This window comes from Chitinophaga silvatica (genome assembly GCF_003419895.1).
GTDB lineage: Bacteria > Bacteroidota > Bacteroidia > Chitinophagales > Chitinophagaceae > Chitinophaga > Chitinophaga silvatica.
This window is the reverse complement of sequence record NZ_QPMM01000013.1, coordinates 25,786-49,699: the sequence shown is the minus strand read 5'-3', so window position 1 is coordinate 49,699 and position 23,914 is coordinate 25,786. Positions and strand designations below refer to the sequence as shown.

17 protein-coding genes and 1 pseudogene are annotated in these 23,914 nt (G+C 41.3%); 2 read left to right on the top strand and 16 right to left on the bottom strand.

Translation table 11 applies throughout. From position 1 onward, the window contains the following. Positions 1-108 precede the first annotated feature (108 nt). The 9 genes from DVR12_RS22660 to DVR12_RS22620 form a co-directional block, all read right to left on the bottom strand. On the bottom strand, positions 109-3,390 hold the full coding sequence (locus DVR12_RS22660; protein ID WP_116978095.1) for a TonB-dependent receptor: 3,282 nt from the start codon (positions 3,388-3,390) through the stop codon (positions 109-111). 9 nt (positions 3,391-3,399) lie between these two features. Then, entirely contained in the window at positions 3,400-4,383 is a 984-nt protein-coding gene (locus tag DVR12_RS22655; protein WP_158563344.1) for a fasciclin domain-containing protein, read from the bottom strand. Positions 4,384-4,393: 10 nt separating this feature from the next. After that, a complete protein-coding gene (locus DVR12_RS22650) occupies positions 4,394-5,605 on the bottom strand; it encodes a hypothetical protein (RefSeq protein ID WP_116978093.1) in 1,212 nt (403 codons plus the stop codon). Positions 5,606-5,636: 31 nt separating this feature from the next. Beyond that, complete coding sequence (locus tag DVR12_RS22645) at positions 5,637-6,767, bottom strand: fasciclin domain-containing protein (protein ID WP_116978092.1); 1,131 nt, start codon at positions 6,765-6,767, stop codon at positions 5,637-5,639. A gap of 47 nt (positions 6,768-6,814) precedes the next feature. Continuing rightward, the gene (locus DVR12_RS22640) at positions 6,815-8,134 is read right to left on the bottom strand and encodes a hypothetical protein (protein WP_116978091.1); all 1,320 of its coding nucleotides are present in this window, start codon (positions 8,132-8,134) and stop codon (positions 6,815-6,817) included. 13 nt (positions 8,135-8,147) lie between these two features. Beyond that, positions 8,148-9,815 carry a DUF4397 domain-containing protein gene (locus tag DVR12_RS22635; RefSeq protein WP_147323523.1) on the bottom strand — a complete coding sequence of 556 codons (1,668 nt, stop codon included), beginning with the start codon at positions 9,813-9,815 and terminating at the stop codon, positions 8,148-8,150. A 16-nt stretch (positions 9,816-9,831) separates the two neighbouring features. Next, on the bottom strand, positions 9,832-13,302 hold the full coding sequence (locus DVR12_RS22630; protein ID WP_116978089.1) for a TonB-dependent receptor domain-containing protein: 3,471 nt from the start codon (positions 13,300-13,302) through the stop codon (positions 9,832-9,834). A gap of 29 nt (positions 13,303-13,331) precedes the next feature. Next, complete coding sequence (locus DVR12_RS22625; RefSeq protein WP_116978088.1) at positions 13,332-14,300, bottom strand: FecR family protein; 969 nt, start codon at positions 14,298-14,300, stop codon at positions 13,332-13,334. A gap of 71 nt (positions 14,301-14,371) precedes the next feature. Then, on the bottom strand, positions 14,372-14,947 hold the full coding sequence (locus tag DVR12_RS22620) for a sigma-70 family RNA polymerase sigma factor (protein ID WP_116978087.1): 576 nt from the start codon (positions 14,945-14,947) through the stop codon (positions 14,372-14,374). A 455-nt stretch (positions 14,948-15,402) separates the two neighbouring features. Between DVR12_RS22620 and DVR12_RS22615 the strand changes: the two genes are divergently transcribed. Next, the gene (locus DVR12_RS22615) at positions 15,403-15,576 is read left to right on the top strand and encodes a winged helix-turn-helix transcriptional regulator (protein ID WP_116978086.1); all 174 of its coding nucleotides are present in this window, start codon (positions 15,403-15,405) and stop codon (positions 15,574-15,576) included. Between the two features lie 2 nt (positions 15,577-15,578). On the opposite strand, the gene DVR12_RS22610 is transcribed toward DVR12_RS22615, so the two are convergent. The 6 genes and pseudogenes from DVR12_RS22610 to DVR12_RS28170 all read right to left on the bottom strand — a co-directional run. Then, positions 15,579-16,538 (bottom strand): hypothetical protein, encoded by a 960-nt coding sequence (locus DVR12_RS22610; RefSeq protein ID WP_116978085.1) that lies wholly within the window; start codon positions 16,536-16,538, stop codon positions 15,579-15,581. Between the two features lie 12 nt (positions 16,539-16,550). Beyond that, positions 16,551-19,802 carry a sbcc family protein gene (locus DVR12_RS22605; protein ID WP_116978084.1) on the bottom strand — a complete coding sequence of 1,084 codons (3,252 nt, stop codon included), beginning with the start codon at positions 19,800-19,802 and terminating at the stop codon, positions 16,551-16,553. Next, positions 19,795-20,454 (bottom strand): condensin complex protein MksE, encoded by a 660-nt coding sequence (locus tag DVR12_RS22600; protein ID WP_116978083.1) that lies wholly within the window; start codon positions 20,452-20,454, stop codon positions 19,795-19,797. The genes DVR12_RS22605 and DVR12_RS22600 overlap by 8 nt, the downstream gene beginning before the upstream one ends. After that, the gene (locus DVR12_RS22595) at positions 20,424-21,755 is read right to left on the bottom strand and encodes a hypothetical protein (RefSeq protein WP_116978082.1); all 1,332 of its coding nucleotides are present in this window, start codon (positions 21,753-21,755) and stop codon (positions 20,424-20,426) included. Before DVR12_RS22595 ends, DVR12_RS22600 begins: the two co-directional genes overlap by 31 nt. A 598-nt stretch (positions 21,756-22,353) precedes the next feature. Then, positions 22,354-22,479 (bottom strand): hypothetical protein, encoded by a 126-nt coding sequence (locus tag DVR12_RS28040; protein ID WP_262511929.1) that lies wholly within the window; start codon positions 22,477-22,479, stop codon positions 22,354-22,356. Positions 22,480-22,488: 9 nt separating this feature from the next. Then, positions 22,489-22,557, bottom strand: a pseudogene (locus DVR12_RS28170) (hypothetical protein); the annotation flags it as partial. Positions 22,558-22,778: 221 nt separating this feature from the next. Here DVR12_RS28170 and DVR12_RS22580 point away from each other — a divergent pair. After that, positions 22,779-23,042: a hypothetical protein gene (locus DVR12_RS22580; protein ID WP_147323522.1), complete on the top strand. Its 264-nt coding sequence runs from the start codon at positions 22,779-22,781 to the stop codon at positions 23,040-23,042. 31 nt (positions 23,043-23,073) lie between these two features. On the opposite strand, the gene DVR12_RS22575 is transcribed toward DVR12_RS22580, so the two are convergent. After that, on the bottom strand, positions 23,074-23,880 hold the full coding sequence (locus tag DVR12_RS22575) for a glycosyltransferase (RefSeq protein ID WP_116978078.1): 807 nt from the start codon (positions 23,878-23,880) through the stop codon (positions 23,074-23,076). Between the last annotated feature and the right edge of the window lie 34 nt (positions 23,881-23,914).

Sequence of the window (23,914 nt, the reverse complement as noted above, 5' to 3'; positions counted from 1 at the left end):
TCCTCTTTTGAGATCTACTCCATCATATAACCCGATGGGATTTTCCCCAACAAAATGGAAGGCTACCAGCGCCCCGTTTTGTTGGGGGAAATCCCGGATATCTATTTTCTAGAACGAATAACGTACTCCTAACTGCCCCTGTACTCTGGAGTTCAGGTAGTCGATAGCATAAGGATTACCCGGATTAATAAAAGTATATACAGGGTAATTACCTTCATTCTGTTTTACAGGGAATAAGGTAGGTACCAGGCCTACGCTGGCAGTAGAGTTAAAGGTATTTGGTGAGAAATACACCCTGCCCCAGCTGCTGTTGACGAGGTTGGTCAGGTTCATGATATCAATGGTAAGCGTGATGAACTTGCTCTTTGAGAAATAAAACTCCTGTGCGAAATGCAGATCTGCGGTAGTATTCCAAGGCGTACGGCCTGAATTGCGCTCTGTAAAAGCACCACGGCGACCGCTCAGGTATTTGTTCCCGTCGATATAGGCATTGAAGTCTGCGGCTTGTTGAGCGGCAGTAACTACAGCGCCGGTGGCAGTTGTGTAATCCTGAAAGAAACGTATTGCCTCACTTTCTCTTGGAATATAGGCCACACTCACCTGCTGCGGTAATCCCTGCATACTGTTGTTGACGATACCATAAGTAAATGGACTGCCAGACTGCGCACTTACCAGGAGATTGATACGGCTTGTCCAGCGCTCGTTCCAGGCACGCTGATAGCCAACGTTTACGAGGATACGATGACGAATATCAAAATTAGACCATGCCAATCCTGCGTTATTGGGGCTCAGTGCCTGATTCAGCTGCCAGTTGCTTTCCATGGAGTTACGGATACCATTGAATGCATCTTTGGAGCCTCCATAGGTATAGGCAACGGAGGTGTTGAAGCCACCGTTAAAGCGGCGACTCACCGTACCTGTCAGTGAGTAGCGGTATCCAAGATTTGTATTGCTTAATTCATATGCATTGGAGAAGCGAGGATCCACACTGCCGTTATATACCGGGAACTGATGCGAAGAATCAAAGCCGTAGTAACGTGGGTTGTCCTTTATATTTACCTGCTGAAAATAAACGTCATGGATCGTTTTGGTATACAACCCTTCAATCCCGAATTTATAACCACTCGCCGACGTATAATCCAGAGCCAGATTTACCCTCATTACTTTCGGCATCATGAAATGATTATCTATTACATCCACCTGCGTTTTGCCGGCTTTGGCGCTGCTAACATCTGTTCCATTGGCAGCAATAAAATCAGCGATACCATTTTTTCCGGGCTTCACAGGATCTGTTCCTGGTGCAAATGGCTGCTGATCGGCTTTCTGATCATATGCGCCATAGTTGATGCCCGTATTGTAGAAAGCATAGCCCAGCCAGGCCAGCGGGATACGGCCCGTGAATAAGCCAGCACCGCCGCGCAGCACCAGTTGTCCATCTTTCGTCATCTCATATCTGAAACCTATCCTTGGCGATAACTGCACCTTGTCCAGATACTGATTGCTGATCTGGTTCAATGGCGTATAGTTGTAGCTATTCCCAAAGTACGAATCGGTATAAGCTGTTTTCACGGCATCACTTAGCGGCTGCGTATGTGGCAGGAAGGAATAGTCTGCACGTAAACCCGGTGTAATACGAAACCTGTCCGTGACCCTGATCTCATCCTGAAAGTATGCACTGAGCATATTTACATCAAATACCGCTTCGGGATGTGCCAGAATATAATCCCTGGAGTTATTGTTGTAGTTATAGCTCCCCCTTACCCGGTAAGGATTATTATTCAGATAATCATCAATGGTTAAATAATCTACCCTGCCATTCCATGAATTTACAAAACCATAGCTCACATGATACAGTTCATTATGTGTACCCAACAGCATGGTATGCTTACCTCGGTGCCAGGTAAGATTATCTGTGATTTCCCAGGTACGCTGTTTCATATTGAAGATAGCCGCTTCCCTATCGGTGCCCAGGTAAATGGTGGTTCCCGGTGTGCGTCCCATGATCTGAATCTGCGGTAAAGCCGGGTCCGACAAAGGATCACGATAGTCGTGAATAGCCGTATACCCGACGATCAGGCTGTTGGAGAAATTTCCTTTTAAGGAAGATTTGAGTTCAGCAACGGTAGCACTGGTATTATTGGTTTGCTTGTAGGCCATGGAGCTAAATCGGAAGTCCATCTGGTCGCGGTCCATATTCACGGCACGGGAAAGGACAGTATTATTTCGTATAGCCAGCTGATTATTCGCATTGATATTCCAGTCGAGGCGATTAAAATATTTCTCCGACCTTGAATAGCTGCTATAGGCTCCAGCTGTACCGGGATCAAAGATATTGCCGTAATGGTTCAGCGTATAGTCACGGATATCGCTGGCATCCTTCGCACTGAGTATCTGTGATGTTTCCGTTTGTCCTGCCATGAGCTGCACAGGGTCTTGTCTGCGGGTGATTTCTTCATTGGTAAAGAAGAACAATTTATTTTTTATGATTGGGAATCCAAGTCGTACGCCTGCCTGATAATCATAAAAATCGCTGTTCATCTTCCCTAAGGAACCTATTTTATCATTCCCGGTAATGGCTGCATTGCGGCCAAAAACATAAGCAGAGCCGGTCACAGCATTAGTACCACTACGTGTTACCGCATTAATACTTCCACCTGTGAAGTTACCGATCTTCACATCGAAAGGCGCCAGATATACCTGCATATCTTCTATGGCGTCCATTGAAATGGTATTGGTGCGGGTACTGGACCCCGGAGCACCGGAAGTACCGGTAATGCCACCTGCGGAAGGACTGAAACCTATCGCATCATTATTTACCGCACCATCGATAGTGATGTTGTTGTACCTGAAATTCGTACCTGCGAATGCGTTATCCTTTGAGCTCTGTGGCACCAGCCGGGTCATGTCCTGCAAACTTCGGCTGACACTGGGCAGACTACTAATCTGCGAACGCGTGATGTTTTGTCCGGCGCCAAAGGTATTCGCTTTGTTTTTCGTATTGGCAGAGGCTATCACTACCTCGTTCAGTTGTTTCTGTTCTTCTGTTAAGAAGAAGTTCAGCTGCTGTGGTTCTCCCAGGTGAACAGTTATCTGTTCCTGATGAATGGTTTTTCTGCCTACCATAGTAACGGTAATGATATACGGGCCGCCTATACGAAGTCCGGGTAAATAAAAACTTCCCAGCTTATCCGTAAGCGTGCTGTACACCGTACCTGAAGGCTGGTGTTTTGCGATCACGGTAGCAGCAACCAGCGCAAGGCCTGTGCTGTCAGTCACCTTACCAATAAGACTCCCATCCGTTTGCTGTGCAGTGGCGATAGTCTGGCTACCTAGTAAAACGACCAGCGTAATTAATAGCGCGTTTAATCTTTTATGTATCAGTGAAAACATAATAATCGTTTATTGATTTAAAAGCCCGGAAATGCTGTGTACTACACCATTACCTGCCAGTATATTTTTTCTGGAGATGCTTACATTTGCGCTTGAAGCGGTTTGCAGGATGATACCGGAAAAGCGGCCCTGGCGCACAGGATCTGCCACGAGCGTAATAGTAGAAATAGCACCACTAAGCATATGCTCCTGGTAAGTATTAGTGGTTACATCTGCTTTCAGAATATAATCATAAATAAAATTCCTTCCTGTGGCAATATGTGCTTTCACGATTTTTTGCAGTGTTGCTGCATCCATTTTGTAGATACTATCTACCGTCATAATGCCAATAGCATTGAAGGCGGTGTTCACCGGAGCAAATACCGTATAGGGGCCACCGTTATTATAGTCTGGAGCAAGGCCGCTTTTAATGATGGCAGCGTTGAACATAGACAACGAAGGATCTCCAGAAACTGCCTGCTGCACATCGTTATAAACGATGGGGTTCAGTATGCCATCCGTAATATTTACAAGGCCATTGGCCGCAGGCTTATCCAGTGTACTAACTCTGACACCATTTACAACAACCGCCGTATCGCGACTATTCACCCAATGTGTTACATACAATGGCTGACCGTTCCCCGCCATCAGCGGCTGATTGAAGGCTAGTGGCAAAGAATCCATCTTAATAGCTGCACGTATAAAATGGTAAGGCATCATTGCCTGTAAAGAATCTGAAGCACGAATGATTGCAGCACCGGACGGCCAGCCAGCAGCCGTGAATGCATCATTGGACGGACCCAATAAAGTATAGGGCCCTGGCTTACTCAAAGTATCATTGTAGTGTGTGGTTAGCAGTGCATATTTGCAAAGCGACAAACTAAAATTACTGTTCACCACCGCCGCAATACCTGTTTTAGCATATATGTTTTCAGGCTGTACTTTATCTTTGGTACAGGCCGTAAACGGCATCACACCCATAATCAGCCGCGTAATAATTTTCTTAAGTTCCATCATAATTCGTTTATGGAGTAGGCAATAAAAGATTATCAACACGATGTATCACGCCAGTTAGTGTAGTAATATCAGACGGCGATATGATGGCCGCACCGCGGCCCTGCGGATAATCCTGACGATGCAATACCACCTGCCCATTAATATTTTGCACTGTCACAGCTCCCGGGGAAGGGGCATTCGTTAAATTCACACCAAACATATTCAATCGTAAATCAATACTATAGAGATAAGTGAGTGCAGGATTCAGTGCATTATAATTGCTAATCAGCTGATGGTTGACAAGGATAGAATCCATGTTTGTACGCATCTGTGTATAGTTGGGTGCTGATGCCAGTGCAGACTTATCTATATAACTATTAATATCTTCAATAGAATTAAAACCTGCTTTTCTGAAAGCACTATTATCCGGTGCAAACACTATGGTAAAAGGCTCTTTACCAGGGGTATTCGTTCCCACTGCCAGCACTAATGCCGAAGTATCATTCATTTGACCGATGATCCCCTTTGCATTATACATTGCATTGTTTTTCTCCAATGCGGCCATGTAAAAGGTAAAGCTGGTATCATGACTCAGTACCTGATAGCTTTCATAAAAAGGCTTTTTCACCAGACTGTCCAGCATATATACGGTACCGTTAGTGGCAGGAATACCTGGCGTTTTGCAAACAGTCTTTCCGTTCAGCCGGAGCACTCCGTCTGTCATCCCCAGCACCAGTCGATAGTAGTAGTACATATTCGTCCATAAAAGGAAAGGTGATGGTACCTGACTACGAGTGATCGTTCTATCGGGGTACATTAACGGATAGTAGTTTGTTTCGCCAGTGAGATTACTGGTATTTGCAGGAATACCGCCAGATATTGTCAGGTAGCGGATCAGCGTATCCAATATTGCTACTGGTACCGTTCCGATATTATCCGATGTAAATCCTGCATCTTGTAAGGCTTTGTTGGTAGGCACAAACATCGTATAGGGTGCAGCAGGATTCTTTCCGGCCAGACTATCCATATAACGTAATATAGTGGTGCGTTTGAGGGCAATACTGAAAACGGAAGTTTCAGGAATGCTATCTATCAGCTGCGATAAACTTCTGGTAACATTGCTGTTATAAGGTAACTTATCTCCTATTGGTTTAGGAGGTTCTTCTGTTTTCGTGCAGGCACTGATAAAAACCAGTAGCAGGCAAAAACTTAGTATAAAAAAGTTGTTATTTGTTTTCATAAAGAGATGCTTGTGTAATAACATAATCGTCTTACTTAACTACTTTATCGGGCATTACAAGTATATCTGACAGGAGATGTACCACACCATTTGAGCAGGTATAATTAATATAGGCGCCTTTCAGGTTTACCAGCGACAGACCGGTCTGTACTTCCCCAAGGAATGGTGTTCCCTGGTTGCCATAGGGCTGGTTCCAGTATGGACCTACAGGCACGAGGGTTGATGTCTGTGTTGAAGCGGCGGTTGCCACCCCTACACCCAGGCCAAAAGGCTGCTGCCCCATCACCAGTTTATAATTTATTGCCGGCAGCTGAAATGCCAGGAAGTTAATTCCTGAAGGCGGTGGCAACTGTAGTATATCTAATACAAAAAGGTGGTTGGGCTTCAGGAAATACCCACCAAATACAACCGGATCATAAATGTTCAGGTCCATACGGTTGATACTGTCCAATGTGATCCCACGGCGCTCAAAGCTGGAGTCCATCGGGGCATAAACGGTATAGGGGCCATCAGCTCCCAACTGATCCCAGTAACCAAATTTTTTTAATCCGGCTACCAGGTGCGACAAGGTGGGTCTTGCGGTAAGAAATTGCTGTACTGTAACCGGTAAAACCTTCAAGGTGGTCGGTAAAGGATAAACAACACCATTCAGCAAAGAGGCGCCGAAAGTGGCCGCCACAGAGGTACTCAGTGAGGGTTGAGACTGTACACTCACCCCGTTGACAGCTAAATTTGCATTGAAGGCATTTGAACGGGAAACATATAGCCGTACTCCATTCAGGTTAGTATACCTGTTATCTGACGACAAAGGAATATCAGTATAAAATACCCTTGCCGGCAGTATATGCGTTCTCACAAAATACTGAAGGCTGTCTGCCGGCCACTTGTCAAAATCTGCGGCGTTTAATATGCCATCTTTATTGAGGGCGCTATTGGTGGGCGCCATCACGGTAAAAGCGCTGCTGGCCTTATCCAGACTATCACTGAGGCCTGCTTTATTTACAGCTGCTACAAACAGGGAAAAGTCGAAATTATTTTTCAGGTAGTCGGTAATTGTACCTGCTGCCATTGCCTGTTGTTCGGCCTCAAAGTCAGGCTTTTTGCAAGAAACAACCATTAGCACGGCCGTCAATAACCAACTACAATATTTAAGTTTCTTCATTAGTATTTAATTGAAATATGCAACCATTAACAATGCACCGGACGATATTATTTAGCAGGTGGAGCGTATGTGCGTTGAACACTCATCATATACACCTGGTTATTGATGATCTCTATGGTACTGATCGTAGCAAAGGAACGCTGGGCATAGGTACCTGAGGCCGTATAGCGGATAAGGTTAGGCAACCAGCAGCTCACCAGGTAATCCCTGTTGGAAACCTTCGGAATGCTTTTCCTTGCTGCGACGGAAGTAGTACCTTTTCCGTCATCGCTGCCGTTGCTGCAGCCGATGGCACCGTATTTAGGTGATGCAGTGGCCATACCTGTTGTTGCACCAACGGGCAGCACTCCCGGAATAGGAAATAACCCCGGCTTCATCAATATGAAGGATTCCCATTGCCTGCTGAGAATACCATGTGTAGTATCCGGCGCAGCAAACATAGGCACCGCATAGTACGGCATCACACCGGCATTATGAGACCGTATCACTGTTCCTAACCAAATATTATTGAAACCCGGGATAACATTAGCACCTATAGTTGATCCCTCCACATAAGGATATGGACAATCATCTTTATAAAGAGAATAATAGAGATTCATCGTATCTCCAAAGGCAGTGCATTTATTATTGGCATTGTAATAGGAGATAAGAGTTCTGGAACCGGGATTGGCGGCTGCATATCCCTCTGCACTGAGGTTGTAAAAATTAGCATACAAAAGAGTATCAGCAAAAGGCATTTTTGTAAACTGCTCCTGACGAAGGTATAAGGTTACCGGCAGCGGATATTGCTGCGAAACGGTCTTCTGCAATATTTGCATGGTATATATCTCACCAGGTATAAAATCTACTGTGCTATCTACAAGCAGACTTTGACGCTCTCTTTCCTGCAGGTCAAAAAAGTTCATGGCACTGATAGGGCGACTATAAAACAGTACCCTGTGCTTCCCTGATGGCACCTGCGCCCAGCTGGAAAGATTGATGCCATTGATGATAGGGCCTACCAATACTTTTTCTGAACCCGGATATTCGGTATTACGGAAAGAAGTATTACCGGCGTTAGCGGGATATGGCCCTGCATAGGTACTACGCTGATCGAGACGGTCGCCTACGATCTTTCCTCCTGTTATCACTCCTGAAGTGCTGAACTCGGGGTCGATAATCATCGTTACAAAAGGCGGCGGCTGGTCTTTTGTAGTAACGTTTACATCATAGTTTAAACTATTGAATACACGTAGGTAAGCCGTATCAGGAATAATGTTATACTCTGTTTTACGGCAACCCGCCACTGTCAGCAGCAAGCAAAAGTATGCCAACAGGCTGTACCAATGCTTACGGCTATACGACATAGTATTTTTAAAATGCATCATGGTCGCTTTCTTTTTACTGGTTATGTTTTACTACTATCATCCTCGGATGCTGGCTGCTACTGTTTCTGCCTATAAGAGCCACAGTATACACACCGGATTCCGCGCCGGCATTACCATTTAGGAAATACATGGCAGGCATCTTCACAAAATCCATTTTTGTAAGCGCAGGTACATTTATCAACCTGTTGCCCGGCAATACACCCGGCTGCGATTGATACGCCTCCACAGCACCTCCGGTCACCACGCCCAGATCGATATAAGGGTAAGGCACCGCAACAGGAGAAGGCGCTAACCCTGGTTGGAGTTGCTGTGCTGCCGGAGCGGCAGAAAACAATCCTTCTGTAAACAGCCTGCCATTGGGGTTGGTGAAGGTGACATAAGGCAGGTCAGGACAAAAATTGAGGAAGCGTGTTTGTACCAGTACCTTGTATTTCAATGGATCATAACTATTATTGGCACCATCACCACCATCGGCATTAGTACCTGTGTTACGTATTCCACCCATATTATTTGGTATAACAGTCATGCCTATACTATTATCTTTATTCGGAAATGCCCATAGGGTGAGGTTATCTCCTCCTCTGATGGTAACATCCTTTTCTATAATAGTTTTTCCAGCGGCATCAGTAGCTTTGATATGATGCGTGCCTGCTACCAATATCGTATAGTCGCCGGCGTTACCATATGTAACAGATGGCACCTGAGTATCATCTAGCAGTATTGAGAGGCCCTTTTCTGATTCATCAAAAGCATTCACCAGCTGCAATCGGCCATAGGTAATATTGGCAGCAGGATCTACGTCAGTGATAACGTCGAAACAGTTAGGGTACAACGGGTACTCCCTATATTGATAAACACCCGGCATCTGTGCTACTACGATCGTATATACACCACCGGGCTGAAAAGTTTGTACCGCCGAATAATAGACCTGTGTGCCTCCCAGTGAGAAATTTTCCTGCGTTGCAGCATCGGTCAGCAGTGCGGGCCTGCCGGGAATTTGCAGTCCTGAACCATCTATCAGCACTTTAAACTGGTAGGTACCATAAGGAATTTCAATATAGTCGGACCAACGATGATTGGCTATTCCGGAAGTGGCAGCATTTACCGGCGTTCCGTTTGCATACGCCAGCGACAAAGTACCGCCGCCATTGCCAGCAGCCATTCCTATATTTACCAGGCGAATACGTATATGCCTGGGGTCTGCTGGTATGGCGGTAGAGCGAGGCACGGCAGAAACAGTGTAAATCCCACCCATGTGCGCCACCGCACTCGTAGCCAGGTAATAGTCTGTAGGCTTGTAATAATCTTCCTGTACCTGGAAGGAATCGGTGATAAAATTGGGCATAGTAACGGATTGTATCGTTGCCTGCCCTTTGCTGTCCAGGAATTGTTGGGGCAGGTACCAGCTTCCATTAAACTTCCCACTTACCGGAAAATAAGGCGTAGGGTAAGGCAGATCTACCGGATTTGTTGCCGTTGGTACGTACCAGTTAGTAACACGTGTGTTGTTTACGATAAGGTCTGTTTTATTGAACGTAATCAGCCTGACCGTGGATTTAGCCATGTTACTATAGTTGGGTTCATTGCCCGGCCTAACATCCATCTTATTCTTATCGCAGGACACTCCCAGCAACAGCATACCAGCCATTACAGCATGAAAAATATATTTTGTAGTTGTCATACTCATTTTCACTTTTTTAGTACAGGTTATAAGTTAGTCCAAGCATAAATTCAGTTCCACGCTTATAGCTCCTTCTTAAATACCTGGTACCATAGTATTTTCCGTTCGTTTGCGGATTGCTGTATACTTCTTCATATGGACTATTGAGGATATTTTTAGCATAGCCTTTAAACACCAGTCTTTTAGCCAGCTGCTGGCTAAAAACGAAGTCCAGCACCGGCATAGGTCTGCTGTAGAGATCCGGTGATCCGTCCATATTTACCTGTATAAGCCGCTCTCCTACCATATTGAAAGTGGACGTGATATCAGTACCTGATTTTTTATTGTTATAATTCAGAAAACCGTTAATAGAATAAGGAGCTTGCTCAAATAGCGGACTGCTTTCCGGCGACTGGCGATCGATGATCCTGGCGGCATTTAGGCGCTCTTTATTTTTACGCACACTGCTTGAAGCTACCATCAGGTTGGAGCCAATAAAGAAGTTTTGCAGTGGTTTCCAGAGTAGCCCCAGGTCTTTTACCACTTCCAGTTCTACTCCCCATACATGCCCGGCATTGGGGTTGTTCTGATAGGCCACTGTAGGGAATTCCGGAAATTTGGCGTTCACACCGTCCGAATTCTGTATAAATACTTTTTCTAACTGATTATATATTTCTTTGGTAAAGAAAGATGCTGCCAGTACTTCACCTTTATGCGGGAACCATTCCCACCTGAAATCGTAACTGCTGGCCTGCTGATTCACTAACTTAGGATTCCCCACTACCAAAGCCTGCTGAAACGGATCAAACTCGAATACGTTGGTCATTTCTCTGATTTCAGGGCGAGCCAGTGATGTACCATAAGCCAGTCGCAGGTTCATGGATTCCTGGAGCGTCCAGGTGAGGTTGGCCGAATAGTAAGGCTTATAATCTGTGACGTATTTAGATACCGGGTTAGTATTTAACAAATTGATACCGCCATCGGAAAGCGATGGGTCTATATATATCCCTGCCGTATCGATTTTGCTCTGGATATTTGTTTTTTCCAGTCGTACGCCACCAGCTAAACGAAGATTCTTTTGCAGATGCAGGTCCAGCATCCCATAGAAGGCGCTAGTTTCATAGAAACCGATATAGTTATTGGGAGATTTTCTGATGTTATATAGAAACCCGTTTGTTAGCGGTATGCCTTCCGGAGAAGTAGCTGTTGGCAGATGTACACCTATCTGATCATATCCTACCAGCCTGTCGAGGTTCCCGTATACCTGATACAACGGATATTGCTTAAGTGTACTGAAGTTGGAGCCGGGCAGCGATAATACATTCTCTGTAAAATCCCTTTCGCGGTAGAGATAATTCACACCTGTTTTGAAGGCCTGGTCTAGTCCATGAATCCTGAAAGGAAAGGTTACATCAGCTTTATAGTTATAGTTGGTTTCTGTCATATTGCGGAATCGGCGTCCGTTAGGATCGGCCTGTATCTTACCGTATGGACCGAAGCCATTTACATAACCAGATACCAGTGCATAGTAATCTGTGACACCCTGATAGTGGTAGCCAGACCCGTCTGGAGTAGGCACCGATACGTAACCTCCGCCGGCGGGGCGGTAATCTGCCAGGTTAACAAACCGGTAGTCTGGATCATCCTGTGTAGCCTTTGATGAGGCAGCATTATAGCTCAGGCGTGGTGTGTATTTCCCATCACTGAGTTTATGTTCACCTTGCAGGTTATAGGTGCGAAAGGTGCGATAGGTTTGTTTCAGTGAATATATATTGCTATAAACCGGCCCTGTGAGGCCTGTTACATAAGCATACTGACCGGTAAGACTGGTAGCCTGCGTTTCACCTCCCCAGTTGCCCATATATTGAAAGCTGATTTCATTGTTGGGGTTGAAGCGGTATGCGAGTCCACCCAGCAGACCATAGTTCAATGTTTGCGTGCCTGTATTTTCTTTATATCCGACATACTTTCCCAGATTAGGTGTATTCGGTGTGATGTAGGCAGGTATATTCCTGGACTCATCAATAGCAGGGTTACCTGTCATTACACCCTGGTAAATGCTGTATTGATTCAGCTGTCCGTCATTAACATCAGTAGAGCGGCTGTAGTAGCTCCCACTGAGGATCAATCCAAGCTGATGATGTTTAAACAGCTGGTAGGCGTTACCGAAAGTAACATTGTAAATGCCGTTCAGAGGAGCTTTTTTATATCGGGTGGTCAGCACGGGATCAAAATGATGCATGATGCCGTTGATCCTGTCTATTTCAGACAAAAGCGAGGGATCATTTTTTGCTGCCGACGCCAGTTGCTGTATCTGTGATAGTCCACCAGGGTATTGCTTATCCAGGTTCAGATAATTTTGCTGTAGGTCATGCGATCTGATCTTCCCTCCTAAAAAACCCATTTCACTGTTATAAAAGCTATTTACTTTTCCACCCGGACCGATATTGGAGTTGGTACCAGCTTCAGCAGTGATGGCCAGTGTTTTCCTGGTGGGGATAGACAGAGTTTTCAATTCCACGATACCGCCGGAAGCATCAGCAGGTTTATCAGGTGTCATTGTTTTGAATACTACGATATTATCGAGCAGGTTTGCCGGAACGAGGTCCAGGGGGATGGTGCTTCTGTCAGGGTCTGAAGAGGCCAGGCGTATGCCGTTCAACTCCCCGATCACGCTACGGTCTCCGAGGCCGCGCACCGCCACATACTTATCATCCGTTATCGTTACGCCCGATACCCGCTGTAAAGCCTGTGCGGTGGTGATACTGGCGGTTTTCTCGATGTTCTCTGCAGAAATACCATCAGATATAATGGCCGCATTCTTTCTTTCATCCAGTACGGCAGCTTCGTTATTCATGTGTTTTCTGGAAGCAACAGTCACACCCAATAGTGTTCTGTTGTCAGGCACCATGGAAACTGCATTAAACGTTTGTACGTTGCCGTTAATTACCTGGCTGGTATAGCCTGCTTTGGTAAAGATGAACAGGTCATGTGTCGTGGATAGCTGCAATTCGAATTCGCCATTAAAATTGGTGGTTGTGCTAACGTGGTTTTCCTGTGCATATACCTCTGCCAGCGCTACCGGCTTACCGCTTTTTGCATCCGTAATTTTTCCTTTGAAAAGATGTCTTTTTAGCGAATCTGTTTTCGTAGGTTGAGCCACGGTAGTAACCTGAACGGATATATTATTTCCATTGACCTTAAAGTCGAGCGGCGCCTGTGCTTTCAGTTGTTGTAATGCGGCGCCAAGCGTGCCGTTTGTCCGAAAGGCGGGTACTTTTATAACATTCAGCTCAGAAGCGGTATAGAAAAAGGAGCATCCTGATTGTTTGCTGAGAATGGTGATAATCGCCAGCGCACTGGAGTTATCCAGCCTGACGTCCACCTTCTGATGAAGGCTGCCAAGCTGTGCCCGCGCTGCCATTCCCAGCTGCAGGAAAAGTAAGCTCAATAGCATAGCCTTTAGGAACCGGTGTTGCACCAGTTTCCTGTTAATCTTATGGTTCATTTTTTTAGTTTGTTAAATAAGGGATGTAATTACCGCTTGCTTATATATACAATGCCGTTTTGGGTAGTGTACCTGAGTTTATGTATAAATAGAATATCATCCAGTACTGTCTGCCATTTATCCGGATTAATATTTCCAGTTACTCTTTTATTCATGACCAGTGCTTTGTCATATTGTATAGAAATACCGAACCGATAGGCAATACGATCCAGTACATCTCCCAGTGGCAGTTCCTCGAAAATCATATGTCCGTTTACCCAGTCACCCACTTTGTTTGAAAAGCCTACTACACCTGTTTGTCCGCTCACTCTTGAATAGCGAAGCATTTCATTAGGATGCAGAACGGTATAGCTGTTGGTATGCGTATCTTTCACTGCCACCGAGCCCTGTACCAGTGCAATACGGATTTCCGTTTCACCGGGATAGGTTTCTATGTTAAAGGTGGTGCCTAATACCTGTGTTTCTATATGGTCTGATGATACGATAAAAGGTCTGGCCTCATCTGGGGTAATGGAGAAAAACCCTTCCCCCGTCAGTTTTACGCAGCGCTTATCTTTATTAAACTGGTCCTGTATATATTCCAGCCTGGACCCGGCGTTTAGCCATACCTGTGATCCATCAGGCAGCTCGATGTGCTTGATATTTCTTTGGGTGGCAGCGATGGTGGTATACACCGGATCTTTGGAAGGTTTATTTTTATTGAGCAGGAACCAGGATGCGATTGCCAGCACCAGCACCGCTGCAGCGGCTTTCCACGTACGGAGTACTTTCCGGAAACCATTACTACGTAGAGTCGGCGTCGTTACAACAGTATTTGTAGTGAGTATACGGTCTAACATTTCCAGTTTTGCTACCTGTAGTGTTTCGGCAGTAACGCTGGTATCATGTATATCCATGGAGATGATCCAGTTACGGATAATTTCCTTTTCCTGTTCGTTTGCTGTACCGCTGTAAATGCGTTCAAGTAATAAGTTTAACTGATGCTGATTTGGCTCCATACATATAGTTAGATCGGGGAGCGAAAAAAATCCCGGGTGGGGCAGGTTAACGAATTGTTACCAAATTTCAATTAGTCTTCCAGGAAGAGTAGGATAAGTGGCAGCAGGGCTGTTGCGGGATAAGAATCAGCAAACTCCTTCAGGCGGCGCATAGCATCGCTGAGTTGGTTCCTGACGGTTTTGGGGGCAATATCATAGAGCATCGCTATTTCTTCTATGGATTTATTTTCATAGCGACTGAGGATAAATATATGTTTCATTCGTTCGGGCATACGGTCCAACTCAGCCATGATGGCAATGTTGACGGCTTCCAACTCTTCTTCTATTTCAGCTGTACTGTAATATGATTCAATGCTTTGCTCACTTTCAAGATAGGCCTGAAAATGCAACAGGTGTTTCTCATTCACGCCTCTCGCACGCAAATGATTGAATATCCGGTAATAGAGGCAGGTTATCAGGAAAGGTTTTGCTTTTTCCGTTTCGAGTTGTAACGACGGAAATTGCTGCCATACATAGGTGAAGGTATCCTGGACGATGTCCATTGCATCCTGCGTGTAACCTATCTTTTTATTGGCGATCCCGAAAAGCGTATCCCAGTACTTCAGATAAATATCCTTAAATAAATCGTGTGTTGCTGGCGATTTCATAAGTTGATAGTAAAACAAATGTATAATAGTTTCGGTAACAGGAATAGCGCAGGTATGTTATCAATTTATTAAGTGGGATGAATATCAGGGGAAATCTTCCTATAAAATTAAATACCTGATAAGCAGCTGATGGCCAGACATTTAAAATAGTAAGTGGAAATTTATTTAAGTGTGTGTTTAAAAATTTGATGGTGTCAGTTGGGTGTCGCAAATAATGGGAAGAAGCGGGAAAATTTTACTCTAGTAGAAGAGAAAATAGAGGCTGTCTCATAAATAATGAGATGGCCTCATTTACGTGCCCAGAACAGGCACTGTATAACATTTATAATCAATTAATTGTATGATTTAGCTGTCAAATAGCTGTCAGTTTATTTTCGCGGGAATTACTTTTATCCCTATCAACATAAAGGTAATAATTTTTTGAAAAATCCTTTGGAAATCCAACTACATGCCTTATTCTTTTAAAAAATCGGCCACATCACAATCTAAATAACAGGACAGTTTGTAATACTAAACCGGTTACTGTGGAATATGAGGTCATTGAATTTGCTAAAACGCTGGAACCTATTATTGATGCAATAGCGAAATGGGGTATTTCATATAGAAGTGCATTACAGCAGAAGGGGTAATTTTATACTGAAAACCCATTGTACTGTAACAGTTGTACTAAATCCTGGCTTTCTTCTTCTATCCATTGTTTGTTGTTAATGAGCTTACTTAATAAATTTGTTTGCTCTTTATTAAAAGGGTGAGATTTCCATTGATGGGTTATGTGAAGATCTTTCCATTTACTGCCATGGTTTGGCGAGCTTTCAGGAAGAAAACATTCTTGATTGTAGGGTGTAAGTATCTGGATATTTTTATTTTTACTATTAAATATTTCATGAATTCGTTTATAAATCTCAAGTCCATGTTGATCCCAATCGCAACTATATAACAGAGGTATTTCTAATTTTTCAGGAGAAATTTGTTCAAGTATTGTAGTATTATTTCCACCTACGTACCATAGTTCTATCTTATGTGTTCTCGCGACCCAAGGCCTTTTTAGGTTAGCGATGTTTTCGCAAAGAACAATCAGGTTTGGTGTTGGATGATCAATTACAAATCGCCATTGATTTTCTGTAGTGTCAGACCCTGGAAATGCTTCAAGATTGAGTAGATTTAGAACAATAGAGGCTATTCCTGGATGTGTATCCAAATATTTGGATCCTTTCTCTTTGAACATCCTGCTGGAGAACTGTCTGATACTGGGAACGCTAGCCAAAATTTCCTCTTTTCTTTCCATTATAAACGCAAATGTCTCCAGATCATATTCATCAAAACGATGTCTTCCATCTGTTGTAATATTGTTGGATTGCAGAAACAGCGTATATCTTTCATAAGCTTTCAAAAAGTTATCCTGGTAATACTGAAGGTAACCAGGCTTTGCAATCAATATATTCTGATAACCAGGCTTATTGGCTATAAGTCGTTTTTTGTTCTTCAGGTGTTGTATAAATGCGTTGTCTTGTATCTGTGCTGATGTCTGTTCTTTTGTATATAGTTCATTCAACGCGCGTAAGTGCGACCATTTTAGTTTTCTTTCGAGCATTTTCTTCCTGGATTAATTAAGTAAGTCCATATCCCTCTCACAGCGAATAGAAAGCGGTATATAGTTAATGTCTTCATCGGTGCTTAGATCTTTTGATAGCATGTACATATATAGTTCACCTTCTGTAAAGGTTCCAATTGGATTTATGGCAAATGATGCAATTTGGTAATTGTATTGTTTCGCGATACTATAAAGCATATCATAATTGCTGCCGAGACCTTCAGCTTCATCAATAGGCATAAATTTAATTCCATTACGGTTTTTAGAGGCTAATCCAGTACCAATAATGTGTAGTCTGGCAATACAAAGTAGTGCGATACCAGCATAACTTTGGCCACTGCTTCCTTTATTGACGGTACCTTTTTCTGAAAGCATAGAAAATTCTAATTCAAAATATGAATTTGGATCAAGGAGTTTTTCGAGTTTGGGTTTACTCCTGTTTCCTGAGAATTCATTAAATGCCGCTATCATCTTCTCCTCCAGACTCATGCCTTCAGCAAGCTTAGAATCTAAGAAATCTGCGGAGTCATTTTTTAACATCGCCTGAAACTTATCTATCCATTGTAGTGGATATTCTTTTGACATTGATGATTGCAGCCGAACGCGATGCCCGCCGGTAATACCTTTTTCCTGTTCATTGAGAAATAAGTCGATACGGCGTGCATTATTCATACGTTGTGCTGCTTCTTCCAAAACCAGATCTAACAGCTCATTAATCCTTTGGAATTTTCGTCTGTTCAATTCCCTGTTGTTTTCGTTTATTCTGGCGAGGTAGGAGTTGATTAGCTCAATCATATTGGTGGTTGCTACTTCCATTTCATGAAAAGCTGCCGGTAATAGGGTAATACTCAATGCTTTTGTGTCATAAATATTTTCGAAGCGATAATGTTCGTTCTGGATAAAAGATTGAACTACGTTTCTGTAAGTACTTTCAAAATCTGATTTTTTGTTTTGATAAATCATCCGTAAGTCGGATCGGTTCTGCTTATGTGTTTTGTCATCAAAAGCAGCTTCCGGAATCTGTTTGTAGGCTTTAATGAATTCTGCGGACGCGATATCATATTCACTCTTTGCATTATTAAATTTATTACAGGCATCCATCAATTTAAGTAAGCTTAATCCTTCGCGATGCTGATCTATTTTTTGTTCCAAAAATGGAATCATATCTGATAGCTGCTTTAAGGAAGTATGAAAATATACCTGCTCCTGATGTAGCAGTGTAGGATTATCAGCAGGAATAAGCATTGCGTCCGATATTTCTGACCAATTATTTTTCCAGGAATTGTCGGTTAATAAATTTCTTACATTGGTTAATAATCCATCAATGGATGAATGCATTTTACTTGCAGACTTGATATCATTTAAAGTAATGTTGTATTCTTCCACTGCATCATTATATTCTTCCTGGATAATTGTTTTGTCCCTATATATTGTAATATATTCTTTAATCAAAGTTTCACTTTGTTTTAGAAAATCATCCTCTTCTCCAATCTCTTTTATTTGTTCAGAAAGTTCGAGCGCCTGTATATAACCATCAAAATCTTCGCGAATAACGACTTGTCTCAATTGTTTATATGTGTTAATCTTATCTTGTAGTTTGGCAATTTGCTCATTTAGGTTTGCTGTTTCCTCTTGAAAAAACAATTTAATATTATGCTGATTTTCGTTGGAGAGAATACGATTTTTTACCCATGGAATAAATTCCCGAATTCCTTTCATATCAAGCCAGATACCATCATTACTTGATGCTGATACACTGTAATTATCGAATAGTGATTGGGGTGTTGGAATATATCTTACGATTTTGCTACGGATATCGTTGGGTTGGCGGGTCGACAAGTCTTTAAAATGCATAATTATACTTTCCTGCTCAATATTGAATCCGTGTTTTTGTTCCAGTGCCCATCGCCCCAGGGAACCTTCATTGTCAATATCCATAAATTGTTGAAGCCCTTTTTTTTCCTGCACTTCGGTCTGCATATCTAGTATAGCTGTATCCAGTAATTCAATAAGCTCGTTTCCTGTAGAAACTGGCATTAGAGAATTAAGTAGACCAGACAACCCTTGACTAAATAGAATTTGGTTAACATTTCGCCAGATATCTGCATGCTTACGAAGTTTTGTATATTTTTGAAAGACTTCTGATAGATTATCTATAGAGGTTTTGTATTTATCCATCCAGTTTTCAACTTGTAGAATGCGACTCCATTTCTTTTCCTGTATATTGCGTTCAGACATTGCTTTATCGTGTCGGAGGCTTTCGAATGCTTCGGTTTTTCTAAATTCTTCTTCCAGCTGTTCCAGCGAAGATTTGACTATTTGGAGAGAATTATAATTAGATCTTGTACTGATGGCTAATGATTCTACTTCTTTTTTCCAATATCCATTTTCCTGATGGGTATATAGAAGATCGTGTAATAGCGAATCATGTTTTGCAGTTTCAGTTTCACTTTCCAGTGTTAATAAATGAGAAAGGCTACGTTGTTTGCGGGTAATTAATTCAATATCATTTTTATTCCTGACATATTGGTCAAATCCTCCCTGTAACTCATTGACAGAGGATTGGTAGCTGGCATAAATCCTTTTTGCTGCGTCATTCCCAAATAGAAAATCTTTTAAAGCATTTCCTTTCTGAGTTTCGAGAGAACCGCCTCGGGAAAATGATTGGATGATAGTTGCATAATCATTTAAGGCTTTTTCATTTTCAGACAGGTCGAGAGACAATAGCTCATGTTGATATAGAAATTTATGATAGTGCTTTCTTTTCTGCCAGTATTTAAAAACATACCCTTGATTTTCTAAATGATCTCCTAACTCGTCAATTGGAATGATCTTGTCATGTCGTATTAGTTCTTTGTATGATAAAGGCTTATTCAAAGGTATTAATTCTTTATCATCATATCCACGTTGAATAGAAAATGGAATAGTATTTTTTTGTGACGACTGAATATAAGTACCTATAACTATATAACTTGCTTCCGATAGCTTGATATTCAAAAATGCATATCCTATATCAGTACCTCTTCCATCCTTTGTTTTCAATACCAGCCCATCTGGAGTTCTGTCTCCTCCTAATGCACGCGTTGCAGATTCAAATGCTTCGGATCCTACTAATATAAGTTGTATCAAGTCTGCTATCAGACTTTTCCCAGACCCACTGTCTCCAATGAAATCAGTACGAAAGCTATTAAAATCGTAATCAAATTCCTGATGTTGACGTATCCCTAAAGTTGACAGGCCTGCAATTATTGGATAACTAATCATTATTAGGATATATTTTTATCAGGTTATCAATATCTTTTATGTACTCTCCATAAATGCTATGAATGCGATGAAAAGATGGATTGGGGTCGAATGTATCCTCATCGAGACTAACCCAGCCAATTTTATTAAATTCTTTTAAGGCTTTTAGAATAGTATCATCCATTATTCTGTCGTTCATGGTTGTCGCGTTTTGCTTTTTTGCTTTTGCAATTAACCTGTACAGATCAGTCTTCATTTCCTCATAATCTTTGCGAATAGTATCCTGTAAAAGGGAAATGGAAGAAAGTTCAATGTTTTGATCAATAAATATTATTTTGTAAACCAGAAATCCTATAATTATATATTCATTTTTGATAAGATCGCGGTGTTCATAATCAACTTTGGCTTTACCCGCGTCATTAAAATCTAAGAAGTAATAGCGAAGCATTCCTTCACCAGAACAGCAGAGCGACATACCGAAGTAATGATGATAGTAAGTGCGCAGACTTCTTTCATTTTCTTCTAAGAAACGAAAGAATCCATATTGACCATCCATTAGCTGAAAGTGCATACCATCTTTTAGCTGAAAGTCTAATTCTCCAAATAATTTTTTTGCTTCCGGATGGCATTGCCATTCTGCTTCTACCGGCAGCTCGAAATTTTCATTTCCCATATTGTAATACCATTTTTTGTTACAGTATTTGATTTATCAACAATAAAGTTGAATTCTTCCCTTTTATAAGGGAGCCTGATAATAAGACTATGAGCTACACGCACTGCCAGTTGAACATTTTTTGTTTCTTCAATAATTAAGAAGAAATAATTTGAAAGCAGTACTTCTTGTTTGATTAAACAATCGTTTAGAATGATTTTGACATATTTCTCTATATCTCTTTGTAATACTATTTTTTCTTGCAGGCCTTTATGGATTGACTGAATTATTGAAGGTGAATGTTCCGTTCTAATGCGCTTACGTGGAATCGGAGGAAATAAATCATCTTTACGTTGAATATATGTGAAAGTAGGAGTTGGCTGGAATATTCTAATAGCTTGAATTTCCAGTGGGAAAACGACATTTTTTTGTGCCCCTTCCACTTGAGAGTGGGTTAAAAGTAAATGTAGAAATTTTTCTACCTGGGTATTGAATAGGGGCTTGTTTAGGGCACTGAAGAATTGTCTTAAGCGAGGTTGTAAGCGATCCAGTCTTTTATCAATTAAACCTAATCTGTATTTGACATGAGGAAAAAACTGACGTACTCTCTCAACTTTATCAAGCAAACTGGAATCATTGATACTATGTATTCTCTTATTTAGTTCCTGATTTATTTCCTTCATTGATGAAAAAGCTGCTTTCAATTCAGTATTGTATTGCCGTAATTTTTCGAGTTGTGAATCGATATCTTTCAGCGTTTCAATGGCATTCCCACTTTGGAGTTGTGCTGTTACCCTAATAGAAGAAACAGTCGTATGAATATATCTGTCCAGGCTATCCACCTGTGTATTCATATTGGGTTCAAATGCAGGGAAATGCAATCGGGTCCATACTTCAAGCTCCTCAGTGGTTTGACAGGCAGTCAGATCGGCTTTAAGCTTTGTACATATGATCTCAATTTCTGTAGGGTTAAAATTACCGCTTAGTGTAGTTTCTACAGTTTTAAAAATACTTTTTCCATGATCCCTAAAGGTGTAGATCTGTTCATCCTCATCATATCTGAGATAGAATTTTTGTAAATCAGATATCTGAGCGTTGAAATTTGAAGCAGGAACCCGTTGATAGACTTCGTGATTGGTTTCCTGAAAAGCATTAAATATAACCTCTTCGCTAAAACGATCATTGGGAATAGCCCCGGTTATTGTCTTACCGTAAATCCATAACATAGCCCGCAAAGATTGATCTCCGGGAAAAAGAGCCTTAAAGTTCGAATCTTTTTGTACTTCCTTATTGAAGTCAAAGAGAAATTGTTCTTGAGACATAAAGCAAGTGTATATTCACCAGTTTCTATTTTTATAGGAAAACGTACCGGTTGGTCATCAAACATGTTACATAAATGTATGTTGTGCTACAAGTATAAATTGGCGTATATGGCACTCCTACAGTTTACTTTATAATGATGGCTTAGGGCAAGGAGTGGATTCTAAATGAATTCTAATCATCAAGATAAATTCAATGCTTAAAGCATAACTCCTTGTGTAAATAACTTATATATAATAGCTACATCTTAGTAATTCAATTTATATAAAGTCTAAGTGGCCATCCATTTACTTAAATACACAGTGTTGCTATAAAGGGTACTAATAAGTTTGAAAATTTGTTATCTGAGAATGGCCGAAAATAAATGAGAGTAGAAAGGCTACTTCAATAGTAATTCAATACTGGTACGGGTAACTTCATCAAGTATTCTTGTTTGATCTGCAGGGCTACTCATAGGAAGGCAATTCTGTGATACTTTGTTGATATTTGTTTCAAAGTATTAAAAATATTTATATTTCAGAAAGAAAAATGGTTTTCAAAATATACTATGCCTTTAGTGGATCCAATGGAAATAAAAGCATAGTATGTAAGCTGAAGTAGTTAGTCTTTATTTATCAGCCAGTGATTCAGGCTATATTTACCCGAACCTGCAAAGCAGAGGTATACAAACATCACCAGTAACAGAAAAGGTAGTTCATCATCGGCAAAGATTTTTCCTGAACCCATGAAGAAGGTTATGACAATCATATTAATGACAAGAATAATGGCGGCTATCCAGGTGAATAATCCCAGGATGATAAGAATTCCGCCTACAGAAGAATATGGAAAGCTGAAATTTGAAATACAAACACCTCAAACAGATAAAGGACAAGCATTGATAAACATGCTTGATATCAACTTTAGATACAATAACAAACTATTATGGAATAATCTCAGCTTTCAGATTAGATCCAGAGATCGTGTTCAAATAGCAGGGGACGGAAAAACTTTTTTATTGAAAATTATTACTCATGAACTAAAACCTTGTGCAGGTAGTTATAATAGTACAGGATTTTCTTTTTTTTATCTTGAATGCCTATTTAAAAGAAGCTGCTAAAGAAATGGAGAAAGGGAATATTCAGCAGATGGACCTTATTCATTTTCTGATGAATTTATTCTCTCTTTTATCTTATCCCTTAATTATGGCACCTCTTTATAAAAAGATGCTCAAAGTGTCTGCCAAGGATTTTCAGAATTTGATAGATGAAAGAGGAGAAGTTATTTTAAATTTATTATTTAGAATAGGTTGAATTAATGGAACTATCTACCCAATAGATATAGTTAAATTTTATTAAAGTGTGCTGGTTTCTGAATATAATTTTCCTGAAACCGACGCTTAAAGAATCCTGAGTTAATATGCAACACTAAATATAAAAACTGAAAAGGCATTTTGATGTAATCATATAGAACTATTTTTGAATCTTCTATTTCATTCCAGAAGTGCAGGGGGATTTCTCTGGTTTTTTTTGAAAGTAAATAAGGGCCATATACACTTTTGACTCTTGCAAATATCTCAATGTCAAATAACCACCTTGTATAAAAGGCATCTTTAAATACAAGAGCAGCTAAATCTGTTTTGAAAATTTTTAGTCCACATTGAGTATCATGAATATGTATTCTTAGTATCTGCCTCGCCAAGACAGCAAAAATGCCGGCCCCCCATTGCCTGAATCGTGTTCTTTTAATACAAGAATTGGATGAAATGATTCTTGACCCGAATACCATACTTAATTCTTTCTCATCGGAAATTATACTTAGCAGTCTTTCCATTTCAGACAAGGGAGCAGAAAGGTCTGCGTCTAAAAATCCTATATAGGAGAGAGTATGTGTTAAAAGTACATTGAACCCAACTCTTACTGCCTCAGCTTTTCCCTGGTTGATAGTATTGCTGCACACAACTACCTTTTCTGGAAACTGTTGCTGAAACGACTTTAAAATTTCAAGGGTTTTATCGCTGCTGCCATCATTAACAAAACAAAATATATATTCACTTGAATCACGAATATGTGATCTGAACAACTGTAATTTACATCTGCCCTCTTCATTATAACATGGAATGACTATACCTAATTTATAATCGTTTTGCATGACTGTTATATTTTAATTGGTACAATATGTTAGT